Consider the following 24,142-nt stretch of genomic DNA (forward strand, 5'->3'; position numbering starts at 1 on the left):
CCCGTGCTGGTGACATCTCGCTCGTACGCCGAGTACGAGGCGATGTTCGATCTGTCCGAACTGCCCGACTCCGTGCTCGACTGCTGCGCCGGGGGTGCGGGCTTCACCGCCGAAGCGGCCGCGCGCGGCGTCGATGCTGTTGCCGTCGACCCGGCGTACGAGCTGGCCGCCGCGGAGCTGGTCGACACCGTACGCCGGAGCCTGCCGGCCGGGTCGGGGATCGTCGACCAGTACGCGGGCAGCTTCGTCTGGAACTGGTACGGATCGCCCGAGCGCCGGGACGAGCTGCGCCTCGACGCGGCGGACCGGTTCCTCACCGACGTCGCGGAGGTCCCGGACCGCTACGTGCCGGGCAGCCTGCCCGACCTGCCGTTCCCGGACCAGCGGTTCGACCTGGTGCTGAGCTCGCACCTGCTGTTCACGTGGGCCGACAAGTACGACAAGGACTGGCACCTCGCGGCGCTGAACGAGCTGATCAGGGTGTCCCGGTCGGAGGTGCGGATCTTCCCGCTGGTGAAGATGGGCGCCGGTGAGCCGGTGGAGTTCCTGCCGTCGTTGCTCGAGGAGCTGGACGGTGTGGACACCGAGATCCGCAAGGTGCCGTACGAGTTCCAGGTCGGTGCGGACGAGATGCTGGTGCTCAGCCGCTGACCGCCGACACAGAAAACGGTGGTGCCGATCCGCGATCGGCACCACCGTTTTCTTGTGTCCCCAGGGTCAGCGCAGGAAGCGGCCGCAGACCGGCCACGGCGAAGCGCCGCGCTGGGCGTACAGCTTCTTCGCGCGCATCAACTGCTCGGCCGCCGACGCCTTGGACGGCGTGCCGGTGCCGCCGACGCTGCGCCAGGTCTGCCGGTCGAACTGGAACAGACCGTGGTACTTGCCCGTCGGGTTCACCGCTCGCGGGTTGCCGCCCGACTCGCACTGGGCGACCTTGCGCCAGGCCGCGCTCATCGACACGCTGGTCGAGCCGCGGGTCGACTCCGAGCGGCTGCTGCGGTTCGTGCGCTCGGACTTCACCGGCTTCTTGCGCTCCGACCGGTCGGCCTTCTTGCGCTCCGACCGCTCGGCCGAGGGCTTGGCCTTCGAGCGGCGCTCGGTGACGGCGGCCTTGCTCACGCCGTCGAGTTCGAGCGTCTGGCCGATCAGGATCAGGTCCGGGTTGGCGAGATCGTTCAGCTGGGCCAGCTGGCGCCAGTCGGTGCCGTTGGCCTGGGCGATCTCGGAGAGGGTGTCCCCGGGCTTGACGGTGTAGTCGGTCGCGAAGGCGGCGCCTGCGCCGGCGGCGGTGATACCGACGCCGAGACCGGCGACGGAAAGGGTCCGGGCGATCCGGCGAGTACTTCGCCGAGGTCGGGCGTGTCGAGCTTTGGACATCAGAATCTGCTCCTCATGAGCTGGGCATGGTGAACTTCTCCAGCCCGGCCGATTCAGCCGCGTGCGCACTTTCCCCGAGATCCCGCGGACCGGAAGTGCGGCCGGCCGGCGAGACGATGGTGGTCGTCACCGAGTGCGTGAGGCTCGGATCGTCGGCGCCGATCGCTGCCGGCGCCGTACCGGGCTCCACAGTCTGGTGAGGTACCACTCCCTTCGGGGGGTGCAGGGGACAAGCACTCGAAGCGCTGCGTTCGGTTACGAGACAGCGTCCGAATGGTCACGCGCTGGTAACGGCGCGACCGAGCCATCGTGCGTGACGTCGGCCCGGAACGCAAGTGTTCTGCCGGGATCCGGACGAACTTTTTCTGGCCCTGAGGAAGCGAAAGCCCAACAACAGAACGGTTTCCGGGCGTGTCGCGGCGCGGAGACCGAACGGTTTACCGGCCCGCTCCAGGCGGGAAACGACCGATCGGGCGTGTCATCACCGCGCCTGGCTCGTTGTTCAGTCACGGGCCGGGAGGGCCCGTGGCTGAGGCAAACGATTGATGGGGGCGTCCGGTGATCCGAGTGCTACTCGGCCACCGCGGCACGTTGGTGCGTGGAGCACTGGCCGCGGTGCTGTCCAGAGAGCCCGACTTCGACGTGCTGGCGGACGTGGACCGGTCGGACGACGTGCTGGCCGCCGTCCGGCTGCGTCCGCACGTCGTGGTGCTCGATCCACAGCTGCCCGGCAAGGTCGGTATCGAGGACCTGTGCCGCAAGCTCACCGGTCGCGGCGTCCTGGTGCTGGTCGACCACGAGGCGATCGCCGCGACCAGCATGGCGCTGGTCAAGCAGGCGCCGCGGATCGGGCTGATCGCGACCGACGCGACCACCGAGCAGCTGGTCGAGGCGGTGCGTGACGTGGCGAAGGGGCTGCCGGTGGTCGACGTCCGGCTGGCGGTCGCCGCGCTGCGGGCGGGGGACAACCCGCTCACGGACCGTGAATGCGAGGTCCTGCGTCAGGTGACCACGGGCGCGACGGCGCAGGAGATCGCCCGGACGCTGAGCCTGAGTGCCGGCACGGTACGCAACTACCTGTCCCGGATCCTCACCAAGACCGGCGCCCGGAGCCGGATCGAGGCGATTCGCAAGGCTCAGGACGCCGGCTGGATCTGACGGCTCTCGGTGGGCTGCCAGTGGCCTTGCAGCTCCTGGTAGAGCGGGGAGCTGCTGAGCAGGCTGGTGTGCGTGCCGAGGGTGGCGCGGTTGCCGTCCATCACCAGGATCTTCCGCGCGCGCCGGGCCGAGCTGATCCGGTGAGCGATCACGATCAGCGTGCCGCCGCGGGTCGCGAAGGCCTCTTCGGCCCGGCGCTCGGCGTCGGGATCGAGAAAGCAGGTCGCTTCGTCGAGCACGATCAGCGGGGCCGGCGACAGGTAGGCGCGGGTGAGCGCGATCAGCTGACGTTCGCCGGCTGACAGGTCGTGGGGTTTGACCTGCGCCTGAAGCCCGCCGAGGCGATCGACGAGCGCGCCGGAGCCGACGGCGTCGATCGCCTGCTGGACCTCCGAGGGCGAGGCGTCCGGGAGCAGGTAGTTGAGGTTCTCCATCACGGTCGCGCTGAAGACGTACGCCTCCTGCGGGATCAGCGCCCGGGTCCGCGGGGACACGTCGCTCGCCGGGACGCCGCCGATCAGGACCTGGCCGTGAGAGGGTTCGAGCATCCCGCAGATCAGACCGGCCAGGGTCGACTTGCCGATGCCGCTCGGGCCCACGACGGCCAGATGCTCGCCCTCGGCAACGGTGAGGTCGAGGCCGTCGATGACCGGTTCGGCCGCCGGGCCGTAGGCGAAGGTCAGCCCGTGCGTCCGGATCGAGGACTCCGGTGGAGTCTTCGTCCTGAGCGATCGGTCCGGCACCGCCTGCACGGACAGGATTCGGCTCAGTGTGACGACGTACCGCAGGCCGCTGTCGCCGAGGGCGCCCATCACGGTGTTCAGCGCGGGCTGCAGACCGACGAGCACGTACGTGAGACCGCCGAGCAGCGTTCCGGTGGACACTCCGCGGCCGACGAGCCAAGGGCCGGCGGCCAGCAGAATCAGCAGGGGCGCCCAGCCGCCGATGGCGAAGCAGACAGTACGCAGAGCGGCCACGCGAGCCAGGGCGCGCTCGGCTGCGGCTTGGGCTTTGATCGGTCGGCCGGTGAGATGCTCCGCGAACTCCTCCGTGCCTGTGGCGGTGATGTCTCGTACACCGCTGAAGGTCATCCCTGCCGTGGTGGCCAGGTCCTCGTCAGCCTGCAAGGACGCGCGGACCCGGTCGGCGGCCAGCCCGAGTACCGCCAGCGAGGCCAGGAAGCCCAGCAGAAAAGGCGGTATGACGAACCCGGCGATCGCGGGAGCCAGCGACAGCAATCCAGCCAGTACGCCGACCAGCGTGACGGCGAAGCCGCGAACGACCAGAACCAGACCGGCGAAGGTGTCCCGGACGATCTCGACCTGGCGATTCAGCCGGGCGACGGCCGCCGGATCGCCGGTGCGGAGGGCGGCGCCGACGACACGTCGTACCAGGTCGTCGCGCAGGGGTTCGACGAGTTCGCCCAGGCGGCCGTAGACCTGGTGGGCGCCGGCCGCGCCGAGGCAGGCGGTCGCCACGAGTCCGCCGAGCCAGGCGATGCCCTGCCAGGCATGGCCCGCGAGGAAGCTGTCGGTGGCCCGTGCGACGGCGACGCCGTAGACGGCCGTCGGAAGGATCTCCGGGATCGACCAGAGCGCGAGCTTCAGCGCGGAACGGTTGCGCAGGGCCTCGATGCCGTAGCCGAGCTCACGCTTCATGTGGCGACTCCGCGGTTCATCCGAAGACCTCGCGGTAGTCGGCGCGGTGCCACAGGTCACGGTGCCGACCGGTGGCGCGGACAGTGCCGTGGTCGAGCCAGACGACCAGGTCCGCGCGGGCGGCGGTCGCGGGCCGGTGCGTGACGATCAGGCGGGTCCGGTGGTGCTTGTCCTCGGTGAGGGTGCGGCTGATCTGCATCTCGGTCGCGGTGTCGAGGCTCGAGGTGGCGTCGTCGAGCACGAGCAGGCGGCGCGCCGACCAGGCCCGGGCCAGGCCGAGCCGCTGCCGCTCGCCGCCCGACATGGGGGCTTCCGGCAACGGGGTGCGATAGCCGCGGGGAAGGCGGCTGACGAAGTCGTGGGCGTGCGTCGCGCGGGCGGCCGCCAGGGTCCGGACGGTGCCGAGCGGGTTGGGCGAGATCGCGTCGCCGATGGTCGAGCCGACCAGCGTCGGGCGTTCGAAGGCGCAGCCGACCGCGTGGCGCAGCGACCGGCGGTGCACGGCCTGGAGCGGTACGCCGTCCAGCAGTACCTGCCCGTACGACGGGTCGCGCAGCCGCGCCGCGACGGCGGCGAGCACGGACTTGCCGGCGCCGCTCGGCCCGACCACGGCGACGGTCGCACCGCCGGGCAGGTCGAGGTTCACGTCGTACAGCAGTGTGGTGTCGTCGGCGACGACCGTGACGCCTTCGAAGCGCAGGTGTCCCGGGCCGGCGGGCAACGGCAGAGTGCCGTGCGGCATCGTGTCGATCGCGAAGACCTCGCTCGCGCGCCGGACCCCGGCCTTCGCGCGGGCGATCTCGCCGATCACGCCGGTCAGGCTGCCGAGGCCCGCGCCGAGCACGGCGTACTGGCCGGCGGCGAACAGTTCGCCGGCGGTGATGCGGCCGGCGACGAGTTGCAGGCCGCCGACGGCGAGGACCGCGACGAGAACGAGCGGGCCGACGATCGCGGCCTGGGCGCCGGATCGCGCGAGCACCTTCCAGGTGAGCAGGCCGTGCCTGTGCAGCTCGGGCAGCAGGGTGAGGATGCGGTGTTCCTCGCGCGCGGTCGTCCCCGCGGCGAGGATCGTGCGGATGCCGGTCAGTGCTTCGGTGAGACGGCCGGCGATCCGGCCCTGGGTCTCCTGGTAGTCCAGGCTGATCTGCGCGGTCCGGCGGGCGAACACCCACAGCACGCCGATCACGAGCAGGACGCCGCCGAAGAACGCCGCGGCGAGCCAAGGGTCGATCAACGCGAGCAGCACGAGACTGCCGACCGGTGGCAGGATCGCGGCGAACGCGCTGACCAGCGCGGGACCGGCTTGCGCCGCGTCGACGGCGTTGCCCGAGACCCGGCTGACCAGGTCACCGGTCTCGAACCCGCGCGAGCCTTCCGGACCACCCCGTACGACGCGGCGGACCAGCCCGTGCCGCAGCCAGGCCGTCGTACCGGCGACGCAGGCGGTGCCGGCGAAGACGTCCACCAGCGAACAGATGATGCCCGTGGCCACCAATCCCGCTGCGATCGTGAGCCACTGGTCGTAGCCGTGGCCGGCGACGATCGCGTCCACCGACCGTCCGAGCACCGACGGCAGCGCGAGCGCGACACAGCTCCCGCCGATCGAGGTCAGCCCGATCACCGGCAACCACTTGCCACCGTGCCGGACGACGTCACCGAAGGCCAGACTCATCGCAACTGCCTGTCGAGAAACGCCAGCATGTCGGCGGCCAGGGCGATCCCGCGGCTCGCTCCGCCGGACGCGTGCCCAGCGTCGGCCTCTACTCGGAGCAGCACCGGTCCACTCGTTGACGCGTGCTGCAGCGCGGCGCACATCTTCCTTGCATGCAAGGGATCCACGCGCGTGTCGTTGGCGAAGGTGGTGAAGAGAACGGCCGGATAGCCGGTGCCGGGGGCAACTCGATGGTACGGCGAGTAGCTCAGCAACGTCGTGAGCTGACGCGGATCCGAGGCCGAACCGAACTCCGGCACCCAGCGGGCCCCGAGACCGGTCAACTCGTAGCGCACCATGTCGAGCAACGGCGCCGAGCAGACGGCCGCGGCGAACAGTTCCGGGCGCTGGGTGATCGCGGCGCCGACGAGCAGGCCGCCGTTCGACTCGCCGCAGGCCGCAAGCTGGGACGACGTGGTCCACCCGTCCGCGATCAGGTGTCCGGCCGCGGCGAGGTAGTCGTCGATGACGTTCTGCTTGCGGTCGAGCGTGCCGGCGCGGTGCCAGTCGTCACCGCGTTCGCCCCCACCGCGCAGGGTGGCGGTGACGAAGACGCCACCGGCTTCGACCCAGGCGAGAGCGAAAGCCGAGTACGCCGGAGTCAGGGACTGCCCGAAACCCCCGTAGCCGTAGAGGATCGTGGGACGCGGACTGCCGTCGCCGGGGCCGGCGATGACCAGCATGTCGAGGTCCGTACCGTCGCCGGACCGGAAGGCGACGGGGGTGGCGGTTGCTTCGACGGTGGGAGCCACGCCCGGCGGGTCGGCCCACAGAGTCGTCTGACCCGTCGTCGCGTCGTAGGAGTAGATCGCGGCGGGGGTGACGCTGTCTGTATAGGAGAACCAGACCTCGTGGCCGCCCTCGGGGCGTGGGGTCAGCGAGCCGACGGAACCGCGGCCGGGCAGCGGGACCTCGCCGAGGTGACGGCCGGTGACCAGGTCGTGCACGGCGATCTCGCCGATGCCGCCGCGGCTGCGACCGACGAGGACGACCTTGTCGAGTACGGCGAGACTGCTCAGCGGGGCGTCCGGGTCCGCGGCGACATAGTCGTGCCAGACGAGTGGATTCTCCGGGTCGCCGACGCAGATCCGGCCGGTCGGGGCGTCCTGCGTCGTGACGACGTACAGGCGGCCGTCGGGACCGACCGACATCAGCGTGATCACGTCGTCGGGCACCGGCAGGGGACGCGGTGCGTCGCCGGTGCGGAGGTCCGCGAGCCAGAGGTCGTTGGTGGTTCCGCGGGCCGCGGAGATCGTCAGCCAGCGGCCGTCGGCACTGAGATCGAGCCCGTACGACGCTTCGTCGGTGAGCACCGGCTGGTCGCCACCACCGATCAGATGCAGGACGACTTGCCGGAATCGCACGTAGTAGAAGGATTTTCCGTCCGGCAGCCAGGCGATCGGCGAGTAGCGGCAGCCGTCGATCGGCTCCTCGGCCAACGCTCCGGTCGCCACGTCGAGCACGTGCAGCACGGACTCTTCGGAGCCGCCACGCGAGACCTGGAAGGCGACCAGCGAACCGTCCGGCGAGGGCTGCCAGGAGTCCAGCGTGGTCAGCCCGCTCGGGTCGAGCTTGGCCGGATCCAGCAGTTCGGCGCCGTCGACGGTGAGCACGGCGTGGTCCTGCCGCGGCTCACGGCGGAGAACGAAACAACGGTCACCGCGCCAGACCGGCGCGGAGACCGAACCGACCGCGGACAAGGCCTTCACGCGGCTGCGGAACGTGTAGCGGGTGGGCAGCGTGGCGGCGTAGGTGAGCCAGAGCTCGTCCTGCGCGGCCTGCCACTGCCGGGTCTGCGGGCTGCCGGCGTCCTCGAGCCAGCGATAGGGATCGGCGACGCTCTGCCCGTGCAACTGCTCGACCAGCGCGAGCCGTTCGGCGTACGGGTAGTCCATCACTGCCCTCCAAGAACGAAGCTCGGCCCGGGGCGGGTGTTGCCGCCCGCCCCGGGCCTTGGAAGCCTGAAAGAAGCTGGGCGCCTCGCGCGGAGGCGCCTGGCCCGATCAGTGGCAGAGCACGAGGCTCAGGTTGCTCGGGCGCTGCGAACCGCAGCCGAGCACGGTCAGCGTGGAGCCGCCGTGGTGGTGGCCGCCGTGACCGTAGCCCGGGGTCTCCAGACCCTGGAGGTCGAGAAGTGCCATGTGTTTACACCTCCTTCGGAGGACGTCGTCGGGACAGGGACTCGGACCACTGGGGAGGTCCGAGGAACGGGAGGGACACCGGCCGCTCGTGCAGCGCGGTTCCCAGTGCCAGCAGGACGCCGGCCGATCCGGTGGCCAGGTCCGTCGAGAGCCGGAGCAGCTGGTTGCCGGGGAAGATCAGTCCGCCTTCGTACGGCAGCGCGTGCCAGCCGAGTCCGCGGACCAGGTCGTCGGTGTTCTCGCCGAGCTCGGCTGCGGCGAGCAGCATCCCGGCGCGACCCATCAGAAGGCCGGGCTGCACGTAGTACGAGCAGCGGGTGACCAGCCGGAGCGCGGCCAGCTCGGCGGCCAGCTCGTCGTCCGGTCGGTGCTGCAGGTAGCGGCTGAGGACCAGCGCGATGCCGACGGAGCCCTCTTCCAGGTAGGGCAGCGTGCGCCAGCCCTGGTTCACCTGGAGCATGCCTTCCGGCGTCCTGACGCAGCGCCGCAGGTCTTGCCGGATGGCGGTCTCTGCGAAGTCGAGCAGCCCGGTGTCCCCGGTCTTCTCGTACGCCGTCAGGAAGAGCAGCGCGGGACCGGACGAGCCGTACATGAGCCCGGCCCGCGGCTTCCCTTCGCCGCTCAGCTCCGGTACGTCGGTGACGTCGCCGAGCCGGTCCGCGACCAGGTCGAGCACGCGGGTCGCCGTACTGCGCAAACCCGGCTCGTCGAAGTGCAGCAGGTTGAGCCCGATTCCGGCGAGACCGGAGTGCAGTCCCAGCTCGCGGCTGTCGAGGTCGTCGCTCAGGGTCAGCTCGATCGCGTCGAGCGCGTCCTGCCGGTGCCCGAGTTCGTCGAGCACGTGCGCGACGCCGTGCAGCCCGTCGTACAGGCCGGGGCCGATCTCCGTGGTCCGGGCGTGCTCCCGCAGCCAGTCCTCGTACGCCGGGAAGCGGCCCGCGCCGGTTTTGGCCAGCGCGTAGAGCACGCCCGCCGCGCCGGTCGCCAGGTTGATCCCGCCGCCGGGCCGGAACTGCGCGATGTCGCCGGGGAACAGCCGATCGTCCCGCTCGGGCGTCGCGCTGGCCACGATCGCCTTCGTCAGCGCGGCGCGGACGTCGGTCCAGGGCGCGCGGCCGGGCAGTGGCAGCGACGCCATCGCCGGGTCTTCGGCGACGTCGGGGCCGACGATGGTCCGGACGGCGGTGTCGAGGGTCGCCTTGGGCACGCCGAAGGTCTCGTGCACCATGTCGGCGAGCTGGAACGCCTTGCCAGGATGGAGATGCAGCAGCATCGTTGCCTGCGGCGCGAACAGGCCGAGCGTGATGCAGGCCAGCGCGTACAGGTCGACGTCCGGGCCCTGCCGGTCGCCGGGCGCCGCGTAACCGGGGTGGGCGAGCGCGGACCGGGCCTGGTCCTCGGCCAGCGTCGCGACCTCGAAGTCGATCAGCACGAGGCGATCGCCGGTGCTCAGCAACACGTTGTCGGGGTGCAGGTCGCAGAAGACCACGCCGCGGCCGTGCAGCTCGCCCACCGCCCGCTGGACCTGGCCGACCATGCCGGTCGCCCATTCCGCGTACGCCGAGAGCTCGGCCTCGGTCGCGTCCGGACGGGTCAGCGGGTAGCGCCGGACGAGCTCACGCTGCAGCGGGTTCGCGTCGACGAACTCCTGGACCAGGAAGTGGTGGTCGCCGAGCGTGAAGTAGTCGTGCACCTTCGGGACGACGTCGAGGCCGTCGAGGCGCTGCAGGATGTCCCGCTCGTGCCCGATCCGGGCGACCGCGTCGCGGCCGGCCATGTCGAGCCCGGCCAGCGGGCGGCCCTCCTTGAGCACCACCCGGTCCTGGGTCTCGTTGTGATGGCCGACGTAGACGCCGCCGCCGTTGGAGAACTGGATGACGCCCTCGATCGTGTACGCGAGGTCGTTGGTGGTGACCGCGTTGCGGGCGTCCAGGTGGGTCTGCAGGAACGACGGCAGCGTGACCCACGGGGGCGTGCTGAAGGTCGGTCCGCGGTGGTCCGGGACGAGCCGGCCGTGGTCGTCCTCGATCGCCAGCACGCGCTCGCCGGCCGGGTCGAGCGTGTAGCGGCTGACGAATGCGCCGTACCGGACGAAGAGCGGGCCTTCGGCGTACCGGAGGTCGCTGAGGATGTACGGGCCGCGGACGCCGTCGAGCAGGTCGTCGAGCTCCTTGAGCACCAGTTCGAGCTGGTCCTCGTCGGTCGGGTAGATCGTGACGAGTTTGCCGCTCGAGCCGCGGGGTGCGGACTTCGAGTTCACCATCACCAGGACCGGCTCGTTGCGCAGGAACTTGAACGCGATGCCGCGCGGGACGCAGTAGTCCCAGATCGTGGCCAGCGTGCGCTCGGCGTCGGCCAGGCCGGCCGAGACGTGGATCTTCCAGCCCTGGGCCGGCAGCTTCAGGCCGCTCGGCGCGTAGTGCATCCACATCTCGCCGGGCACGTGGTCCCAGCCGGCCGGGACCGGACGCGAGGCGAGGGCGAAGTCGGGATGGGTGTCACCGCTGGACGGGGTGTCGTAGAACCGCCGGTCGGCCAGGCAGTACAGCTCGTAGCTCCATGGTGGTTCGTCCCCCTCTCGTCGGTGCCCCGGAGAATCTTGGGCAGTGGGAGAGGGGTCGGCGTAGTGCATGACGTCACCAGTCGACTATGAATAATTCACATGCTACGAGTGAGTAAGTAAACACTCTTCGTGACATCGATGCGATTTTGAGCGGGAAATCGCCGTTACATCATGTCGATGCGTGCCGACCAGGTAACAAGCCGTAACTTTGCCTGGATTTGATCGTGCTGTGCTGTCAGCGGGCGTCGCGCTGCTGCTGGCTCGCGAGGTACGCGACCTTCCGGGCCCGCATCACCTCGCCGAGCGGCCGGTGCTCGGCCTTCGCGTTCCAGGGGTCGAAGACCGCCGCCTCGATCTCCTCGGCCAGCGCCGGGTCTGGTTTCTGCCGCGGGAGCGTGAGCCGTCCGACGGTCTCGTACGGCGCGTCCCAGGCGACCGAGGCGTCCTCGATCGGGGTCCGCTGCTCGTCGACGAAGAACTGGACCTGGAAGTCGTAGCCGAGCGGACCGGCGATCAGCCGGTTGAAGATGTCGGCGGCCCAGTCGGTCGCGTCCGGGTCGGGGTCGTCGGCGAGCGCCTTGAGCCGCACGCGTACGGCGTACGGGCCGAAGGCGATCGGTGCGGCGCTGAAGAAGTCCTGGGTGGCGAACCCGGAGAACGGCTCCCGGAGTGCGTCCCTGACCTTCGTGAGCCGTGGCCACAGACCTGGCTTCTTGACCAGCGCCGAGAGCAGTCGTCCCTTGGTCTCACCCGCCAGGGTGACGATCGTGGTGAACTCCTCGCTGGTCGCCGAGCTGAACCGCTCGTGGTTGATCAGCGCGAAGTCCTGGCACACCGCCTCCCCACCGAGCGCCGCCGGCCCGCTCATCCCGAACACCTTGATCGAGAACCCGCGAACGTCCGGCACGTGGTCGGGTGCCCGGTTGAACCCGCCGTTCGACAGCCGCACCCACGCGTCGTACTTATCCGGCACCCGGAACAGTCCCTGTCGTGCGTACTCCGGCAGCTCCGCCGGCACCGTCACCGTCGCCCGCAACGCCGCCACCTGCTTGCGGTGCAACGCCCGCCCGCCCCCGAACTCCGCCGACTTCCGTGCCTGCAGTTCCCCGAACATCTCCGCCTGCCGCCGGTGCCGCTCCTCCTCGTCGGCCCCGACCAGTTCCCGCCATCCGGCACTCGGCACGCTCACGACGCTCCCCATCCGACGACGACCCGGTCCACCCCAGTATCCGCCGATCCCTCCGTTGCGCTAGGCAACAAATTGATCAGCTCGGGTACGTCTGCGTTTCGGTGGCTTTGAGGGTGGCCCAGAGGGGGCGGCCGGGGGTGAGGGCCAGTTCGGCGACGGCGGCGGGGGTGACGTCGGTGAGGAGGTTGGTGGGGGCCGGGGACCCGGGGGCGGGGGACAGGCGGACGCGGACCGTGTGGGCGTGTTGCTCGACGCCGCTGACTACGACGGGCCACGTGTTGCGGGGGCTGCCGGTGGGGCGGTCGGGGTAGAGGCTGATGGCTGACGGCGGGAAGGAGATGTGGACCGGGCCGGTGGCGGGCGTGGCGATGGTGACGGTGCCGCCGGTGGTGAGGTGGACGGTGTGACCGTCGGCGGTGCCTCGGTAGAGGTTGAGGCCTACGAGCTGGGCGACGTAGTCGGTGCGGGGGCGGTGGGCGACCTCGCTGGGGGAGCCCTCCTGGACGACTTGGCCGTGCTCGACGATGACCAGGCGGTCGGCCAGGACCATCGCGTCCAGGGGGTCGTGGGTGACCAGCAGCGTTCGGCCGTCGTAGCGGGAGAGGTGGTGGCCCAGCTCGGCGCGGATGTGCAGGGTGGTGCCGGCGTCGAGGGCGGCGAGCGGCTCGTCCAGGAGCAGTACGTCGGGGTTGGTGGCGAGCGCCCGGGCCAGCGCGACGCGTTGGGCCTGGCCGCCGGACAGGGCGCGAGGGCGAGACTTGGCCTGCTCAGTCAGGCCCACGGTCTCGAGCCAGCGGGCGGCCTCGGTGCGGGCGGCGCGTTTGTCGACGCCGCGGGCGCGCAGGCCGAACGCGACGTTCTCCAGGGCGCTCAGGTGGTTGAAGAGCAGGTAGTCCTGGAAAACGACGCCGATCGGGCGCTGGTCGGCGGACAGGAAGGTGCCCGGCGGTTCGTCCCAGACGGCCCCGTCCAGCGTGATCCGCCCGGCGTCGAGGGGGAGCAGCCCGGCGAGGGCACGCAGGGCGGTGGTCTTGCCGGCGCCGTTCGGGCCGAGGACGGCGACGACCTCACCGGGCTCGACGGTCAGGTCGAGTCGCAGCTCGAAGCCGGTACGGCGTACGTGCAGGTCGGCGCGCAGGGTCATCGCAGACCACTGATCCAGCGCTCGCGCAGACTGGCGAGCACGACGACCGACACGATCAGCAGCACCAGGCTCAGTACGACGGCCACCTCGGGATCGGTTTCCAGCGCCAGGTACACGGCCAGCGGCATCGTCGTCGTCCGGCCCGGGAAGTTGCCGGCGAACGTGATGGTCGCGCCGAACTCGCCGAGCGCGCGGGCCCAGCACAGGACGGCGCCGGCCACGATGCCCGGCGCGATCGACGGCAGCGTGACCCGGCGGAAGGTCAGCCATCGTCCCGCGCCCAGGGTCGCGGCGGCCTCCTCGTAGCGGGGATCGGCGGCGCGCAGGGCGCCCTCGACCGAGATCACCAGGAACGGCATCGCGACGAACGCCTCCGCGACGATCACGCCGGCCGTCGTGAACGGCAGGCTGAACCCGAACCACAGATCCAGCCGCTCACCGATCAGCCCTCGCCGGCCGAGCACCAGCAACAACGCGACCCCACCGACCACCGGCGGAAGCACCAGCGGAACGGTGACCAGTGCGCGCAGCAGACCCCGACCGGGAAGCTCGGAGCGGGCGAGCAGCCAGGCCAGCGGGATGCCGAGGAACAGACAGATGACCGTAGCGACGCTGGCGCAGAGCAACGACAGGCGCAACGCCTGACCGACCTCCGCGCTGAAGAGCCGGGACGGCAACGTCGACCACGGCGCCTCGGCGAGCAGTCCGGCCAGCGGGACGAGCAGGAAGGCGAGCCCGAGCAGGGCGGGCAGCAGCAGGATTAGCGGCAGCCGGCCGCCTGTCCTTCGCCTGCCGCCCGTCCTGCCGCGGACTCGCGCACTCACGGCGCTTCGAAACCCGCGTCGGTCAGGACCTTCCGGCCCTGCTCCGACAGCACGAAGTCGACGAAAGCCTTGGCGCCGTCGGCGTTCGGGGCCTTGGTCAGCGTCGCGATCGGGTAGTCGTTGACCGCCTGCGCGGCTTCGGGAAACTCGATGCCCTCGACCTTGTCCGCGGCCGCCAGTACGTCGGTCCGGTAAACCAGTGCGGCGTCGACCTCGCCCAGGCTCACCTTGGTCAGCGCGGCCTTGACGTCCTGCTCGAGGGTGTCGGGCCGCGGCGTCAGCTTCGCCGCCGCGAACACCTTCTGCGCGGCCGCGCCGCACGGCACCTGCTCGGCGCAGAGCGCGATCTTGCGGCCGGCGTCGGTGAAGTCGGCCAGCCCGGCGACCTTGCCCGGATTGCCCTTCGGGACCGCGATCTGGAGCTGGTTCCGCGCGAACGTCGTCGCGGTGCCCTTGTCGGTCACCTGGTCCAGGTTCTTCGGCGCGGCCGAGGCGAAGACGTCGGCCGGCGCGCCCTGGTTGATCTGCTGCGCGAGCGCCGAGCTGCCGCCGAAGTTGAAGACCACCCTGACGCCGGGGTGGGCCTTTTCGAAGTCCTTGCCGAGCTGGCTGAAGCTGCCGGTCAGCGAGGCCGCGGCGAACACGTTCACGGTGCCGGACACCGAGGCGCCGCCGCTTGCCGAGCCGGCCGACGCGTCGGATCCGCAGGCGGTGAGCGCGAGGGCCGCGACCGCGATCAGCCCGGCGGCGACAGTACGGCGTACGGCCGCTGCGCTGGTACGACGCGACATCTAGCCCTCCGGGATCTCGACGACGACATGGGTGGACTTGATCGAGGCGACCGCGACGACGCCCGGCTCCAGGCCGAGCTCGTCGGCGGCCTCGCGACTCATCAGCGAGACGACCCGGAACGGTCCGGTCTGCATCTCGACCTGGGCCATCACGCCGTCCTTGACGACCCGCGTGACGATGCCGCGCATCCGGTTGCGCGCCGAGGCGGCCGTCGTCGTCCCGGCCTCCGGGGAGTCGGCGAGCTCCTGCGCGAACGCCGCCAGCGCGCGCCCGTCGACCGCCATCCGGCCGCCCTGCTCGGTGGCCGGCAGCCGCTTGTTGTCGATCCAGCGCCGGACGGTGTCGTCGCTGACTCCGAGCAGCGCGGCCGCCTCACTGATCCGCAAATTCGGCATGCTGGCCATCCTAGAGCCGCAAGTGCGGCATGCCACTCCCGATTTCCCTCTGGTTTCGGTAATCCTCGGCATAGGTTGGAGCCATGACCGGGCTGCGCGAGTACTTGGACGGGCCGCACAAGGCCGCACGCGACGTCGTACGGGACGGGCTGGCGAGCCACGCCTCGCTGCTGGACGCCGGACTACGCCTGTCCCGCGACGAGTACCGCGACCAGGTGCTGGCCACGCTGAAGGAGATCGCCGCCGAAGGTCACCCGTCGCGCGGTTTCCCGAAGGAGTACGGCGGCCAGGGCGATCTGGGCGGGTTCATCGCCGGCTTCGAGACGCTCGCGTACGGCGACCTGTCGCTGATGGTCAAGGCCGGCGTCCAGTTCGGCCTGTTCGCCGGCGCGATCCTGCACCTGGGGACCGAGAGGCACCACGAACGCTACCTGTCCGACGCGCTCACCGGCGACCTGCTCGGCTGCTTCGCGATGACCGAGACCGGCCACGGCTCGAACGTCCAGGCGCTGGAGACCACCGCGACGTACGACGCGGAGACGGGCGAGTTCGTCGTGCACACGCCGACCCCGTCGGCGCGCAAGGACTACATCGGCAACGCGGCCCGGCACGGCACGCTGGCAGCGGTGTTCGCCCAGCTCGTGGTCGGCGGCCAGACGCACGGGGTGCACTGCCTGCTGGTCCCGATCCGCTCCGGCGACGGTGAACCGTTGCCCGGGGTCACGATCAGCGACTGCGGCCCCAAGCTCGGGCTGAACGGCGTCGACAACGGCCGGATCGTGTTCGACCAGGTCCGGGTGCCGCGCGAGGCGATGCTCGACCGGTACGCGCAGGTGGATGCCGACGGCACCTACCGCAGCGAGATCGAGAACCCGGACCGGCGGTTCTTCACGATGCTCGGCACGCTGGTCCAGGGCCGGGTGTCGGTCGGCGGCGCCGCGATCAACGCGAGCAAGGTCGCGCTGACGATCGCGATCCGGTACGCCGACGGGCGGCGGCAGTTCGGCGCGCCGGGCAGCGCGGAGGAGGCGCTGCTGCTCGACTACCGGATGCACCAGCGCCGGCTGCTCCCGCTGCTGGCCCGGACCTACGCGCTGCACTTCGCGCAGGCCGAGCTGGTCGACGAGTTCGCGCGGATCTTCGGCCACGACGAGACCGACGCCGTCCGGGGCCGGACCGGAGACACCGCGGACGGCGAGAACGGCCGCGTCGGGCCGGGTGAGCACGACCGCCGGGCGCTGGAGGCGCAGGCCGCCGGGACGAAGGCGCTCGGCACCTGGCACGCGACCGAGACGATCCAGATGTGCCGCGAGGCGTGCGGCGGCGCGGGTTACCTGTCCGAGAACCGGCTGTCCGCGCTCAAGGCCGACACCGACGTGTTCACCACCTTCGAGGGCGACAACACGGTCCTGCTGCAACTGGTCGCGAAGGGACTGCTGACCGACTACCGGGAGTCCTTCGGCAAGCTCGATCCGCTCGGCACCGCCCGGTTCATCGCCGGGCAGGCGGTCGAGATCGCGGTGGAGAAGACCGCCCTGCGGACTCTGGTCGAGCGGCTGCGCGACGTCGTACCGAACCGGTCGGACTCCGCCGACCCGGACGCCGGGCTGCGGGACGACGACTACCACTCCGGCCTGCTGCAGTTCCGCGAGCAGCACATGCTGGCCGGGGTCGCGCGCCGGCTGCGGGCCGGTATCGACGCCGGGGACGAGGCGTTCGAGGTGTTCAACCGGTGCCAGGACCACGTGATCGCGGCCGGCCGGGCGCACGTCGAGCGGGTCGTGCTGGAGGCGTTCCAGCACGCCGTACGGGATGCGCCGGAGGGGGAGGTGCGGGACCGGCTGAAGGAGCTGTACGACCTGCACGCGCTGTCCACGATCGAGAGCGACCGGGCCTGGTTCATGGAGCACGGCCGGTTGTCCGGGCCGCGCTCGAAGGCGATCACCGCGCTGGTGAACGAGCTCTGCGGCCGGATCCGGAGCTACGCGACCGACCTGGTCGACGCGTTCGGCGTACCGGGCGCGGCGGTCGAGGTGCCGATGGTTGTACGGTCGCAGCATGAGTGAGCCGCTTGAGCCCGCCTCCGCCGCCGAGGCCGCCCGCGAACTGGCCAAGGTGCTGCTGGCCCAGGCCGACGCCCTCGACCTGCACGACCTGCGGGCCACGACGGCGATCGAGAACGTCCGGGTGCAGGCCCGGGTGCTGGCCGAGGCGGTGCACGAGCGCGGCTGGGGCGACATCTTCCTGGGCATCGACTCCTACGACCCCGACGAGCTGGACGACGTGCCGCTCGGGCCGGACGACTTCGACGACCCGGCCGACTACCGCGAGCTGGTCGAGGGCGTCGCGGACCTGGACGAGCCGCTGGTCCCGGAGAACGGCCTGCGGCTGAGCTACCAGGCCCGCTACGACTTCGTGGTGACCGACCCGGAGGCGTTCGTCGCCTACGTGCGCAGTCGCGCCGACGAGGCGCAGAACGACGACGTGATCGACGACATCGAGGACGCCCGGTCGGCGTTCGAGCTGCTCGGTTACCTCGACGGGCTCGGCTCCAAGGACTACGACACGGTCGGTCTGAGCCCGGCCGGCGGTGAGGAATCCCACAAGGTGGTCGAGTTCTCGCTGTGGGACATGGACCCGACGCGGCGCGACGACACCTACCCGTACTGACCTCAACCGCCTTGCTGGGCGGGGATCCCGCCCGGTGAGGTGATCAAGCGCACAAGCTTTTTACTTGTTGCGACAGGCAACATCTGCACAGTCGGTGACTGGATGTATACAGTCTGTCGCCTTCTGAAAAGCCAATGCAAATGTTTGATCCAGGGGATGGTCCCGCTCCGGGCCCGCGTGACAACGTTCAGTTGTCGGCGACGGACGGGTCGCCGGCACAGGCTCTTGGTGGAACCCGCGAACTCCCGTCCGCGACCGGAACTGTACCTCCCCTGCCGGCCGCGGAACGAGAACTCGGTCCACCATCCTTCGGGCCGACCGCCCTCTCGGGGCACAGATATACGCCGGTCGTGCCATCCAGGGCGCCGGTCGCCAGTGAGGTGGTGACCGACGCCCGGCACGGCCGGCGTTTTCCTGTCCCGGTGGTACCGGTGCGACTGGGGACCGATACCACCGGGGCAAGGCCCTGCGTGAGCGCGCCGTCACAGGTGAACGACCGGCGGAGGCCGAATTCGGTGATCGTTCATCGCCGACCTCTGGTGTAAGTAGGTTTCGGATTGTTGACTGAGCCGGTCAATCGTTCACGACCGGAGGTCCGTTGTGCCTGCCCTCTCCCGTCTGGTGGCCATCCCGCTAGCGCTCGCGCTGGCCACCCCGGCGCTGCTCCCGGCGTCCGCCGCGCCCGCGGCCGGTCCCGTCGCGGCGCCCACCCAGCTGCAAACCTACGAACGCACCCGTCCGGTGGCGCCCGGAGTGACCGCCGGATCGTTGGAGACGTTCGACGACCGCGGCTGGCAGCAGGGCAACACGTTGTCGGTCGACCTGACCAAGGGCGCACGGATCGACTATCTGTCGTCCGGCAAGGTCAGCGCCACCAAGCCGATCGACCAGCAGGCCAACGAGGCCGGCGCGGTCGCCGCAGTCAACGGCGACTTCTTCGACATCAACAACTCCGGCGCCCCGCTCGGTCCGGCCGTCGCGAACGGTCAGCTGGTGAAGTCACAGTCCGAGGATCCCTACACCGCGGTCGCCTTCGACCCGCAGGGAGTCGGCCGCGTCCTCGAGGTGCTGTTCGAGGGGACCGCGGGTCCCTACCAATTGGACCGGTTGAACAGCCCGGTGCTCCGCAAGGACGAGATCGGCGCCTTCACCAGCCTGTGGGGCAGTTACTCGCGCGCGCACGCGGTCGCCGGCGCGACGAAGGTCGCCGAGGTTGCCGTCACCGGTGACACCGTGACAGCGGTCGGCACCACCGCCGGCACCGGCGACATCCCTGCCGGTACGACGATCCTTCTCGGCCGCGAAGCGGGTGCGGACGAGCTCGGCCAGTTGAAGGTCGGCGACCGGGTCCCGGTCTCCTTCACGCCGCGGGCGTCGGACGGCAGCACGGTCCGGACCGCCGTCGGCGTGCACGCGCTGCTCGTCAAGGACGGCAAGCCGCAGCCGGTCGACGACGTGACGTACGCCGGCCGGACCGGGCTGGGCTTCTCCGCCGACGGCACGAAGATGATCGTCGTCAGCATCGACAGCAACCGGCTGACGCACAGCCGTGGCGCGACGCTGACCGAGATGGGCAAGATCCTGGCCGCCCGCGGCGCCTACGTCGGCGTCGAGCTGGACGGCGGTGGCTCGACGACGATGGTCAGCCGCCGGCCCGGTACGACGAAGGTCCAGGTGGACAACGTTCCCGGCGACGGAGTCGTCCGGCCGGTGCCGAACGGCCTGGCCGTGATGGCGCCCAAGGGCAGCGGCAAGGTCCACGGCCTGTGGGTCGAGACGGCCGCCGACGGCCGGACCGCGCCGGGCGACGCGCCGGTGCCGAGTGGCCGCCCGGATCGCGTCTTCGCCGGTACCACCCGCACCCTGACCGCCACGCCGTACGACGAGGTGTACGGCGCGGTGAAGCAGACGCCGAGGATCAACTGGTCCGCCTCGCACGGATCGATCCGGGACGGCGTGTTCCGGGCCTCGACGCCGGGCCGGGTGACGGTCCGCGCGACCACGTCCGGCGGACGGGGCAGTACCGACCTGGAGGTCCTCGGGCCGGTGCGGCGAGTGGCTCCGACCAGCGCGACGCTGAACATCACCACCACCGGCACCTTCGGACTGGTCGGATTCGATGCCTACGGCAACTCCGCGCCGATCGAGCCGGCCGACGTCCGCCTGTCGTACGACCAGAGCTTGCTGCAGGTGGAGCCGACCGCGGACGGCCGGTTCGAGCTGACCCCGCGCAAGGAGTCCGGCGCCGCCGTGATCACCGCCCGGATCGGCGGCCTCGAGACGTCGGTCGGGGTCTCGATCGGGGTGGAGAAGCGGGTGCTCGACACCTTCGACACCGCCGAGCAGTGGCGGGCCGGCTCCGCGCGCGCCGCGGTGTCGGTGAGCAAGGTGGCCGAGGGGGAGAACGGTTCCGGGCTCAAGTTGAGCTACGACTTCAGCCAGTCGGCGCTGACCCGGAACGCGATCGCGATCGCGCCGCAGCCGCTCGGCGGCACCGAGCAGGCGCGGGCCTTCGGCGTCTCGGTGTTCGGCCACGGCAAGGGCGAGTGGACCGCGTTCGGCGTGGTCGACGCGACCGGCCGGTCGTCCACGATCTACGGCCCGTACGTCACCTGGAACGGCTGGCAGAACGTCGAGCTCGCCGTACCCGAAGGGCTCGCGCAGCCCGTCCGGCTGACCCGGATCTACACCCTGGAGACCAAGGCCGCCGCCCAGTACGCCGGTGAGGTCGTGCTCGACAACGTCTACGTCAAGGCCGCGCCGCAGGTGACCGCCCCGGCCGCGCCGCCGGTCCGCGACGGGCTGGTGCAGACCGCCCGGTCGGTGGACGGGCGGGACTGGCGGTTCGCGGTGATGTCCGACGCGCAGTTCGTCGCCCGGGACCCGAACTCGCCGCTGGTCCAGGCGGCCCGCCGGACGCTGCGCGAGATCAAGGCGGCCGAGCCGGACTTCTTCGTGATCGCCGGCGACTTCGTCGACGAGGCGACCGAGGCCGACTTCCAGCTGGCCAAGCGCATCCTCAACGAGGAGATCGGCACCTCGGTGCCGTACTACTACGTGCCCGGCAACCACGAGGTGATGGGCTCGGCGATCGGCAACTTCACCAAGTACTTCGGTGCGCCGCAGCGGGTGTTCGACCACCAGGGCACGCGGTTCGTCACCTTGAACACCGCCAGTGGAACGCTGCGCGGAGGCGGGTTCGACCAGGTGGCGATGCTGCGGACGGCGCTGGACGAGGCCGCGAAGGACCGCCGGATCGGTTCGGTCGTGCTGATCGAGCACCACCCGCCGCGCGACCCCACGCCGGCCAAGAACAGCCAGCTGGGTGACCGGCACGAGGCGGCGCTGATCGAGCGGTGGCTGGCCGGCTTCCAGCACGACACCGGCAAGGGCGCCGCCTTCATCGGCGGGCACGTCGGGACGTTCCACGCCTCCCGGGTGGACGGCGTCCCGTACCTGGTGAACGGAAACTCCGGCAAGGCGCCGGCGACCGGGGCCGACAACGGCGGCTTCACCGGCTGGTCCCTGCTCGGGGTCGACCAGGTGAGCGCCGGTGAGCAGGCGCAGGCCCGGTGGCGCCCGGACCGCGGCGGACCGAACTGGCTGTCCGCGCAGATCCGCCCGCACGTCGACGAACTCACGGTCTCGGCCCCGGCGACGCTTCGCCGCGGGGCCACGGCGAAGGTCTCGGCGACGCTGACCCAGAGCGGCCGGACCGTCCCGGTCGCCTACCCGGTCAGCGCCGACTGGTCCACCAGTCACAACCTCCGGTACGACGCGGCCACCGGCACGCTCACCGCCATCGGGACCGGACCGGCCACGCTGTCGGTGAAGGTCAACGGGACGGTGAAGACCGTCACGGTGCAGCTGACGCGCTGACCGGCGAACCAACGAGGACGAGCGAGGCCGCCGGTGCGGGGCCTCGCTCGTCGTCGTTGTGCCGGGTGGCGGTCAGGCCAGCTCGAGCTCGCCGAGCGGCCGCTGCGGGACCTCGCCGTACGTCGTGGTGCGCTGGCGGGCCGGTCGGCCGGCGGCGGTGGCCATCGCGGTCAGCTCCTCGATCGACTTGCGCGAGCCGTGCTTGGAGCCGGCCATCCGGCTGATCGTCTCCTCCATCAGCGTGCCGCCGATGTCGTTCACGCCGCCGTTGAGCACCGCGACGCAGCCGTCGGTGCCGAGCTTGACCCACGAGCACTGGATGTTGTCGATCCGGCCGTGCAGCATGATCCGGGCCATCGCGTGCACCGCCCGGTTCTCGTCGTACGTCGGGCCGGGGCGGGCGACGCCGGCCAGGTAGATCGGCGAGTTGGTGTGGATGAACGGCAGCAGCACGAACTCGGTGAACCCACCGGTCCGGTCCTGCACGGCCGCGATCGTGCGCAGGTGCTGGACCCAGTGATGCGGCGAGTCGACGTGGCCGTACATCATCGTCGAGCTGGACGGCAGGCCGACCTTGTGCGCGGTGCTGATCACCTCGATCCAGCTTGCCGTCGGCAACTTGCCCTTGGTCAGGATCCAGCGCACGTCGTCGTCCAGGATCTCCGCCGCGGTGCCCGGGATGCTGTCCAGCCCGGCCTCCTTGACCGAGATCAGGAACTCCTCGATCGACAGCCCGGTGCGGACCGAGCCGTTCACGATCTCCATCGGCGAGTACGCGTGCACGTGCATCTCGGGCACCCGCTGCTTGACCGCCCGGACCAGGTCGGCGTACGCCGTACCGGGCAGGTCGGGGTGGATGCCGCCCTGCATGCAGACCTCGGTCGCGCCGATCACCCAGGCCTCCTCGGCGCGCTGGGCGACCTCGTCCATCGACAGCGAGTACGCGTCCGCGTCGGTGCGCCGCTGGGCGAACGCGCAGAACCGGCAGCCGGTGTAGCAGACGTTGGTGAAGTTGATGTTGCGGTTCACCACGTAGGTCACGTCGTCGCCGACCACGGCCTTGCGCAGGTCGTCGGCGATCTTCGCGAGCTGGTCGAGCGCCGGACCCGTGGCCGTCATCAACGTCAGCGCCTGGCTGTCGGACAGCCCGGCCGGGTCGCGCTCCGCGGCCGCGAGGGCCTCCTTCAGGTCGCCGTCGATCCGCTCCGGAGCTGTGCTGTCGGAGCGCCGGGCAGCCATGTCTTCTCGCAGAACGTCCCAGTCCCCGTACGCCGCGTCGAAGTCCGACCGGGTCTCGGTCCGCCGTCCTTCGGTGTCGATCGCGGTGTGCAGGTCGGTCCGGCCCACGCTGTCCCAGCCGCCGTCAGGCTCCTGCCACGGCAGGCCCTTCGGCATCGCGTCCTCGTTCGCGAGGCCGGTGGCCGGATCGGCCAGGGCTTCGACGTGCGAGATCAGCCGCGGGTCGAGCCAGGGCTCGCGCAGGTACTCCGGGTGGGCGGTCAGGCGCTCCCGCAGGGTGAAGCCGGCGTCCGCGGTCAGCTTGGCCAGGTCGTCCAGGTGCGGCCAGGGGCGCTCGGGGTTCACATGGTCCGGCGTCAGCGGCGAGACGCCGCCGAAGTCGTCGATGCCCGCGGCCAGCAGCAGCTTCGCCTCGTCCAGGTCGACCAGGTTCGGCGGGGCCTGGACCCGGGCGCGCGGGCCGAGCACGACCCGGGTCACCGCGATGGCGGCCAGCCACTCGTCCAGCGGGACGTCGGCGTCGTTGCGCATCGCGGTGTCCGGCTTCACCCGGAAGCCCTGGATGATGACCTCCTGGATCCCGCCGTACTGACGGGCGATCCGGCGCAGCGCGAAGATCGAGTCGGCCCGCTCGGCGATCGTCTCGCCGATGCCGATCAGCAGCCCGGTGGTGAACGGCACGTTGGAGCGGCCCGCGTCTTCCAGCACCCGGAGCCGGACCGACGGGTCCTTGTCCGGTGAGCCGAAGTGCGGCTGGCCCTTCTCCTCGAACAGCCGGCGCGAGGTGGTCTCCAGCATCATCCCCATGCTCGGCGCGACCGGCTTCAGCCGCTGCAGGTCCTGCCAGGACATCACGCCCGGGTTGAGATGCGGAAGCAGACCGGTCTCCTCGAGCACCCGGACCGCCATCGCCCGGACGTAGTCGAGCGTGCTGTCGTAGCCGGCCTCGTCGAGCCACTGCTTGGCGGCGTCCCAGCGGTCCTCCGGCGCGTCGCCGAGTGTGAACAGGGCCTCCTTGCAGCCCAGGGCCGCACCCTGGCGGGCGATCTCCAGCACCTCGTCAGGACTCAGGTACGGCGACTCGACGCGGCCCGGGGTGGTCGCGAACGTGCAGTAGTGGCACCGGTCGCGGCACAGCCGGGTGAGCGGGATGAAAACCTTCTTGGAGTACGTGACGATCCCGCTGCGACCGGCGTCCTCGAGGCCTTGGTCACGGACCCGCGCGGCGGTCGCCATCAGAGTCTCCAGCGCCTCGCCGGACGCGGTCAGCAGGACCTCCGCCTCCGCCTGGTCCAGGGTCTTGCCGTCGTTCGCGCGCTTGAGGGCTCGGCGCATCGCCGTACTGAGAGTCGAGGTCACGGAATCCGAGCCTAAGCGCTGGAACCGGCTCGATCTCGCGAAA

General features: G+C 70.9%; 17 protein-coding genes. 5 read left to right on the forward strand and 12 right to left on the reverse strand.

Annotated features, from left to right (window positions below):
- Positions 1-9 precede the first annotated feature (9 nt).
- On the forward strand, positions 10-651 hold the full coding sequence (locus tag BWI15_RS35715) for a class I SAM-dependent methyltransferase (protein ID WP_237771603.1): 642 nt from the start codon (positions 10-12) through the stop codon (positions 649-651).
- A gap of 66 nt (positions 652-717) precedes the next feature.
- Here the strand turns inward: BWI15_RS35715 and BWI15_RS35720 are convergent, their stop codons facing one another.
- The gene (locus BWI15_RS35720) at positions 718-1,377 is read right to left on the reverse strand and encodes a transglycosylase family protein (RefSeq protein WP_077018879.1); all 660 of its coding nucleotides are present in this window, start codon (positions 1,375-1,377) and stop codon (positions 718-720) included.
- Positions 1,378-1,935: 558 nt separating this feature from the next.
- On the opposite strand from BWI15_RS35720, the gene BWI15_RS35725 reads away from it, so the two are divergent.
- Positions 1,936-2,535: a response regulator transcription factor gene (locus tag BWI15_RS35725; protein WP_077018880.1), complete on the forward strand. Its 600-nt coding sequence runs from the start codon at positions 1,936-1,938 to the stop codon at positions 2,533-2,535.
- On the opposite strand, the gene BWI15_RS35730 is transcribed toward BWI15_RS35725, so the two are convergent.
- From BWI15_RS35730 to BWI15_RS35770, 10 genes are all read right to left on the reverse strand, one after another.
- Positions 2,514-4,193, reverse strand: coding sequence for an ABC transporter ATP-binding protein (locus BWI15_RS35730; protein ID WP_077018881.1), 1,680 nt, complete (start codon positions 4,191-4,193; stop codon positions 2,514-2,516). The two genes, BWI15_RS35725 and BWI15_RS35730, sit on opposite strands and share 22 nt — an antisense overlap.
- Before the next feature lie 16 nt (positions 4,194-4,209).
- On the reverse strand, positions 4,210-5,865 hold the full coding sequence (locus BWI15_RS35735; protein ID WP_077018882.1) for an ABC transporter ATP-binding protein: 1,656 nt from the start codon (positions 5,863-5,865) through the stop codon (positions 4,210-4,212).
- On the reverse strand, positions 5,862-7,799 hold the full coding sequence (locus tag BWI15_RS35740; RefSeq protein ID WP_077018883.1) for a prolyl oligopeptidase family serine peptidase: 1,938 nt from the start codon (positions 7,797-7,799) through the stop codon (positions 5,862-5,864). Before BWI15_RS35740 ends, BWI15_RS35735 begins: the two co-directional genes overlap by 4 nt.
- Before the next feature lie 108 nt (positions 7,800-7,907).
- On the reverse strand, positions 7,908-8,045 hold the full coding sequence (locus BWI15_RS39140) for a SapB/AmfS family lanthipeptide (protein WP_143466108.1): 138 nt from the start codon (positions 8,043-8,045) through the stop codon (positions 7,908-7,910).
- 4 nt (positions 8,046-8,049) lie between these two features.
- Complete coding sequence (gene lanKC / locus BWI15_RS35745; protein WP_083751189.1) at positions 8,050-10,677, reverse strand: class III lanthionine synthetase LanKC; 2,628 nt, start codon at positions 10,675-10,677, stop codon at positions 8,050-8,052.
- A 166-nt stretch (positions 10,678-10,843) separates the two neighbouring features.
- Positions 10,844-11,797: a hypothetical protein gene (locus BWI15_RS35750; RefSeq protein WP_237771604.1), complete on the reverse strand. Its 954-nt coding sequence runs from the start codon at positions 11,795-11,797 to the stop codon at positions 10,844-10,846.
- Positions 11,798-11,873: 76 nt separating this feature from the next.
- Positions 11,874-12,941: an ABC transporter ATP-binding protein gene (locus BWI15_RS35755; protein ID WP_077018885.1), complete on the reverse strand. Its 1,068-nt coding sequence runs from the start codon at positions 12,939-12,941 to the stop codon at positions 11,874-11,876.
- Entirely contained in the window at positions 12,938-13,765 is an 828-nt protein-coding gene (gene modB / locus BWI15_RS35760; protein ID WP_083751190.1) for a molybdate ABC transporter permease subunit, read from the reverse strand. The genes BWI15_RS35755 and modB overlap by 4 nt, the downstream gene beginning before the upstream one ends.
- Complete coding sequence (modA, locus tag BWI15_RS35765) at positions 13,762-14,556, reverse strand: molybdate ABC transporter substrate-binding protein (RefSeq protein ID WP_077018886.1); 795 nt, start codon at positions 14,554-14,556, stop codon at positions 13,762-13,764. Before modA ends, modB begins: the two co-directional genes overlap by 4 nt.
- Positions 14,557-14,961: a TOBE domain-containing protein gene (locus BWI15_RS35770; protein ID WP_237771605.1), complete on the reverse strand. Its 405-nt coding sequence runs from the start codon at positions 14,959-14,961 to the stop codon at positions 14,557-14,559.
- 74 nt (positions 14,962-15,035) lie between these two features.
- Here BWI15_RS35770 and BWI15_RS35775 point away from each other — a divergent pair, with 74 nt between their 5' ends.
- The 3 genes from BWI15_RS35775 (at position 15,036) to BWI15_RS35785 (ending at position 21,501) form a co-directional block, all read left to right on the forward strand.
- A complete protein-coding gene (locus tag BWI15_RS35775) occupies positions 15,036-17,018 on the forward strand; it encodes an acyl-CoA dehydrogenase family protein (protein WP_077018887.1) in 1,983 nt (660 codons plus the stop codon).
- Positions 17,011-17,622: a hypothetical protein gene (locus tag BWI15_RS39775; RefSeq protein ID WP_077018888.1), complete on the forward strand. Its 612-nt coding sequence runs from the start codon at positions 17,011-17,013 to the stop codon at positions 17,620-17,622. Before BWI15_RS35775 ends, BWI15_RS39775 begins: the two co-directional genes overlap by 8 nt.
- Before the next feature lie 600 nt (positions 17,623-18,222).
- Positions 18,223-21,501, forward strand: a complete 3,279-nt coding sequence (locus tag BWI15_RS35785; RefSeq protein ID WP_083751191.1) for a phosphodiester glycosidase family protein — start codon at positions 18,223-18,225, stop codon at positions 21,499-21,501.
- 72 nt (positions 21,502-21,573) lie between these two features.
- Here the strand turns inward: BWI15_RS35785 and BWI15_RS35790 are convergent, their stop codons facing one another.
- A complete protein-coding gene (locus tag BWI15_RS35790) occupies positions 21,574-24,099 on the reverse strand; it encodes a bifunctional FO biosynthesis protein CofGH (protein WP_077018890.1) in 2,526 nt (841 codons plus the stop codon).
- Positions 24,100-24,142 lie beyond the last annotated feature (43 nt).

Source organism: Kribbella sp. ALI-6-A, from assembly GCF_001984195.1.
Classification (GTDB): Bacteria; Actinomycetota; Actinomycetes; order Propionibacteriales; family Kribbellaceae; genus Kribbella.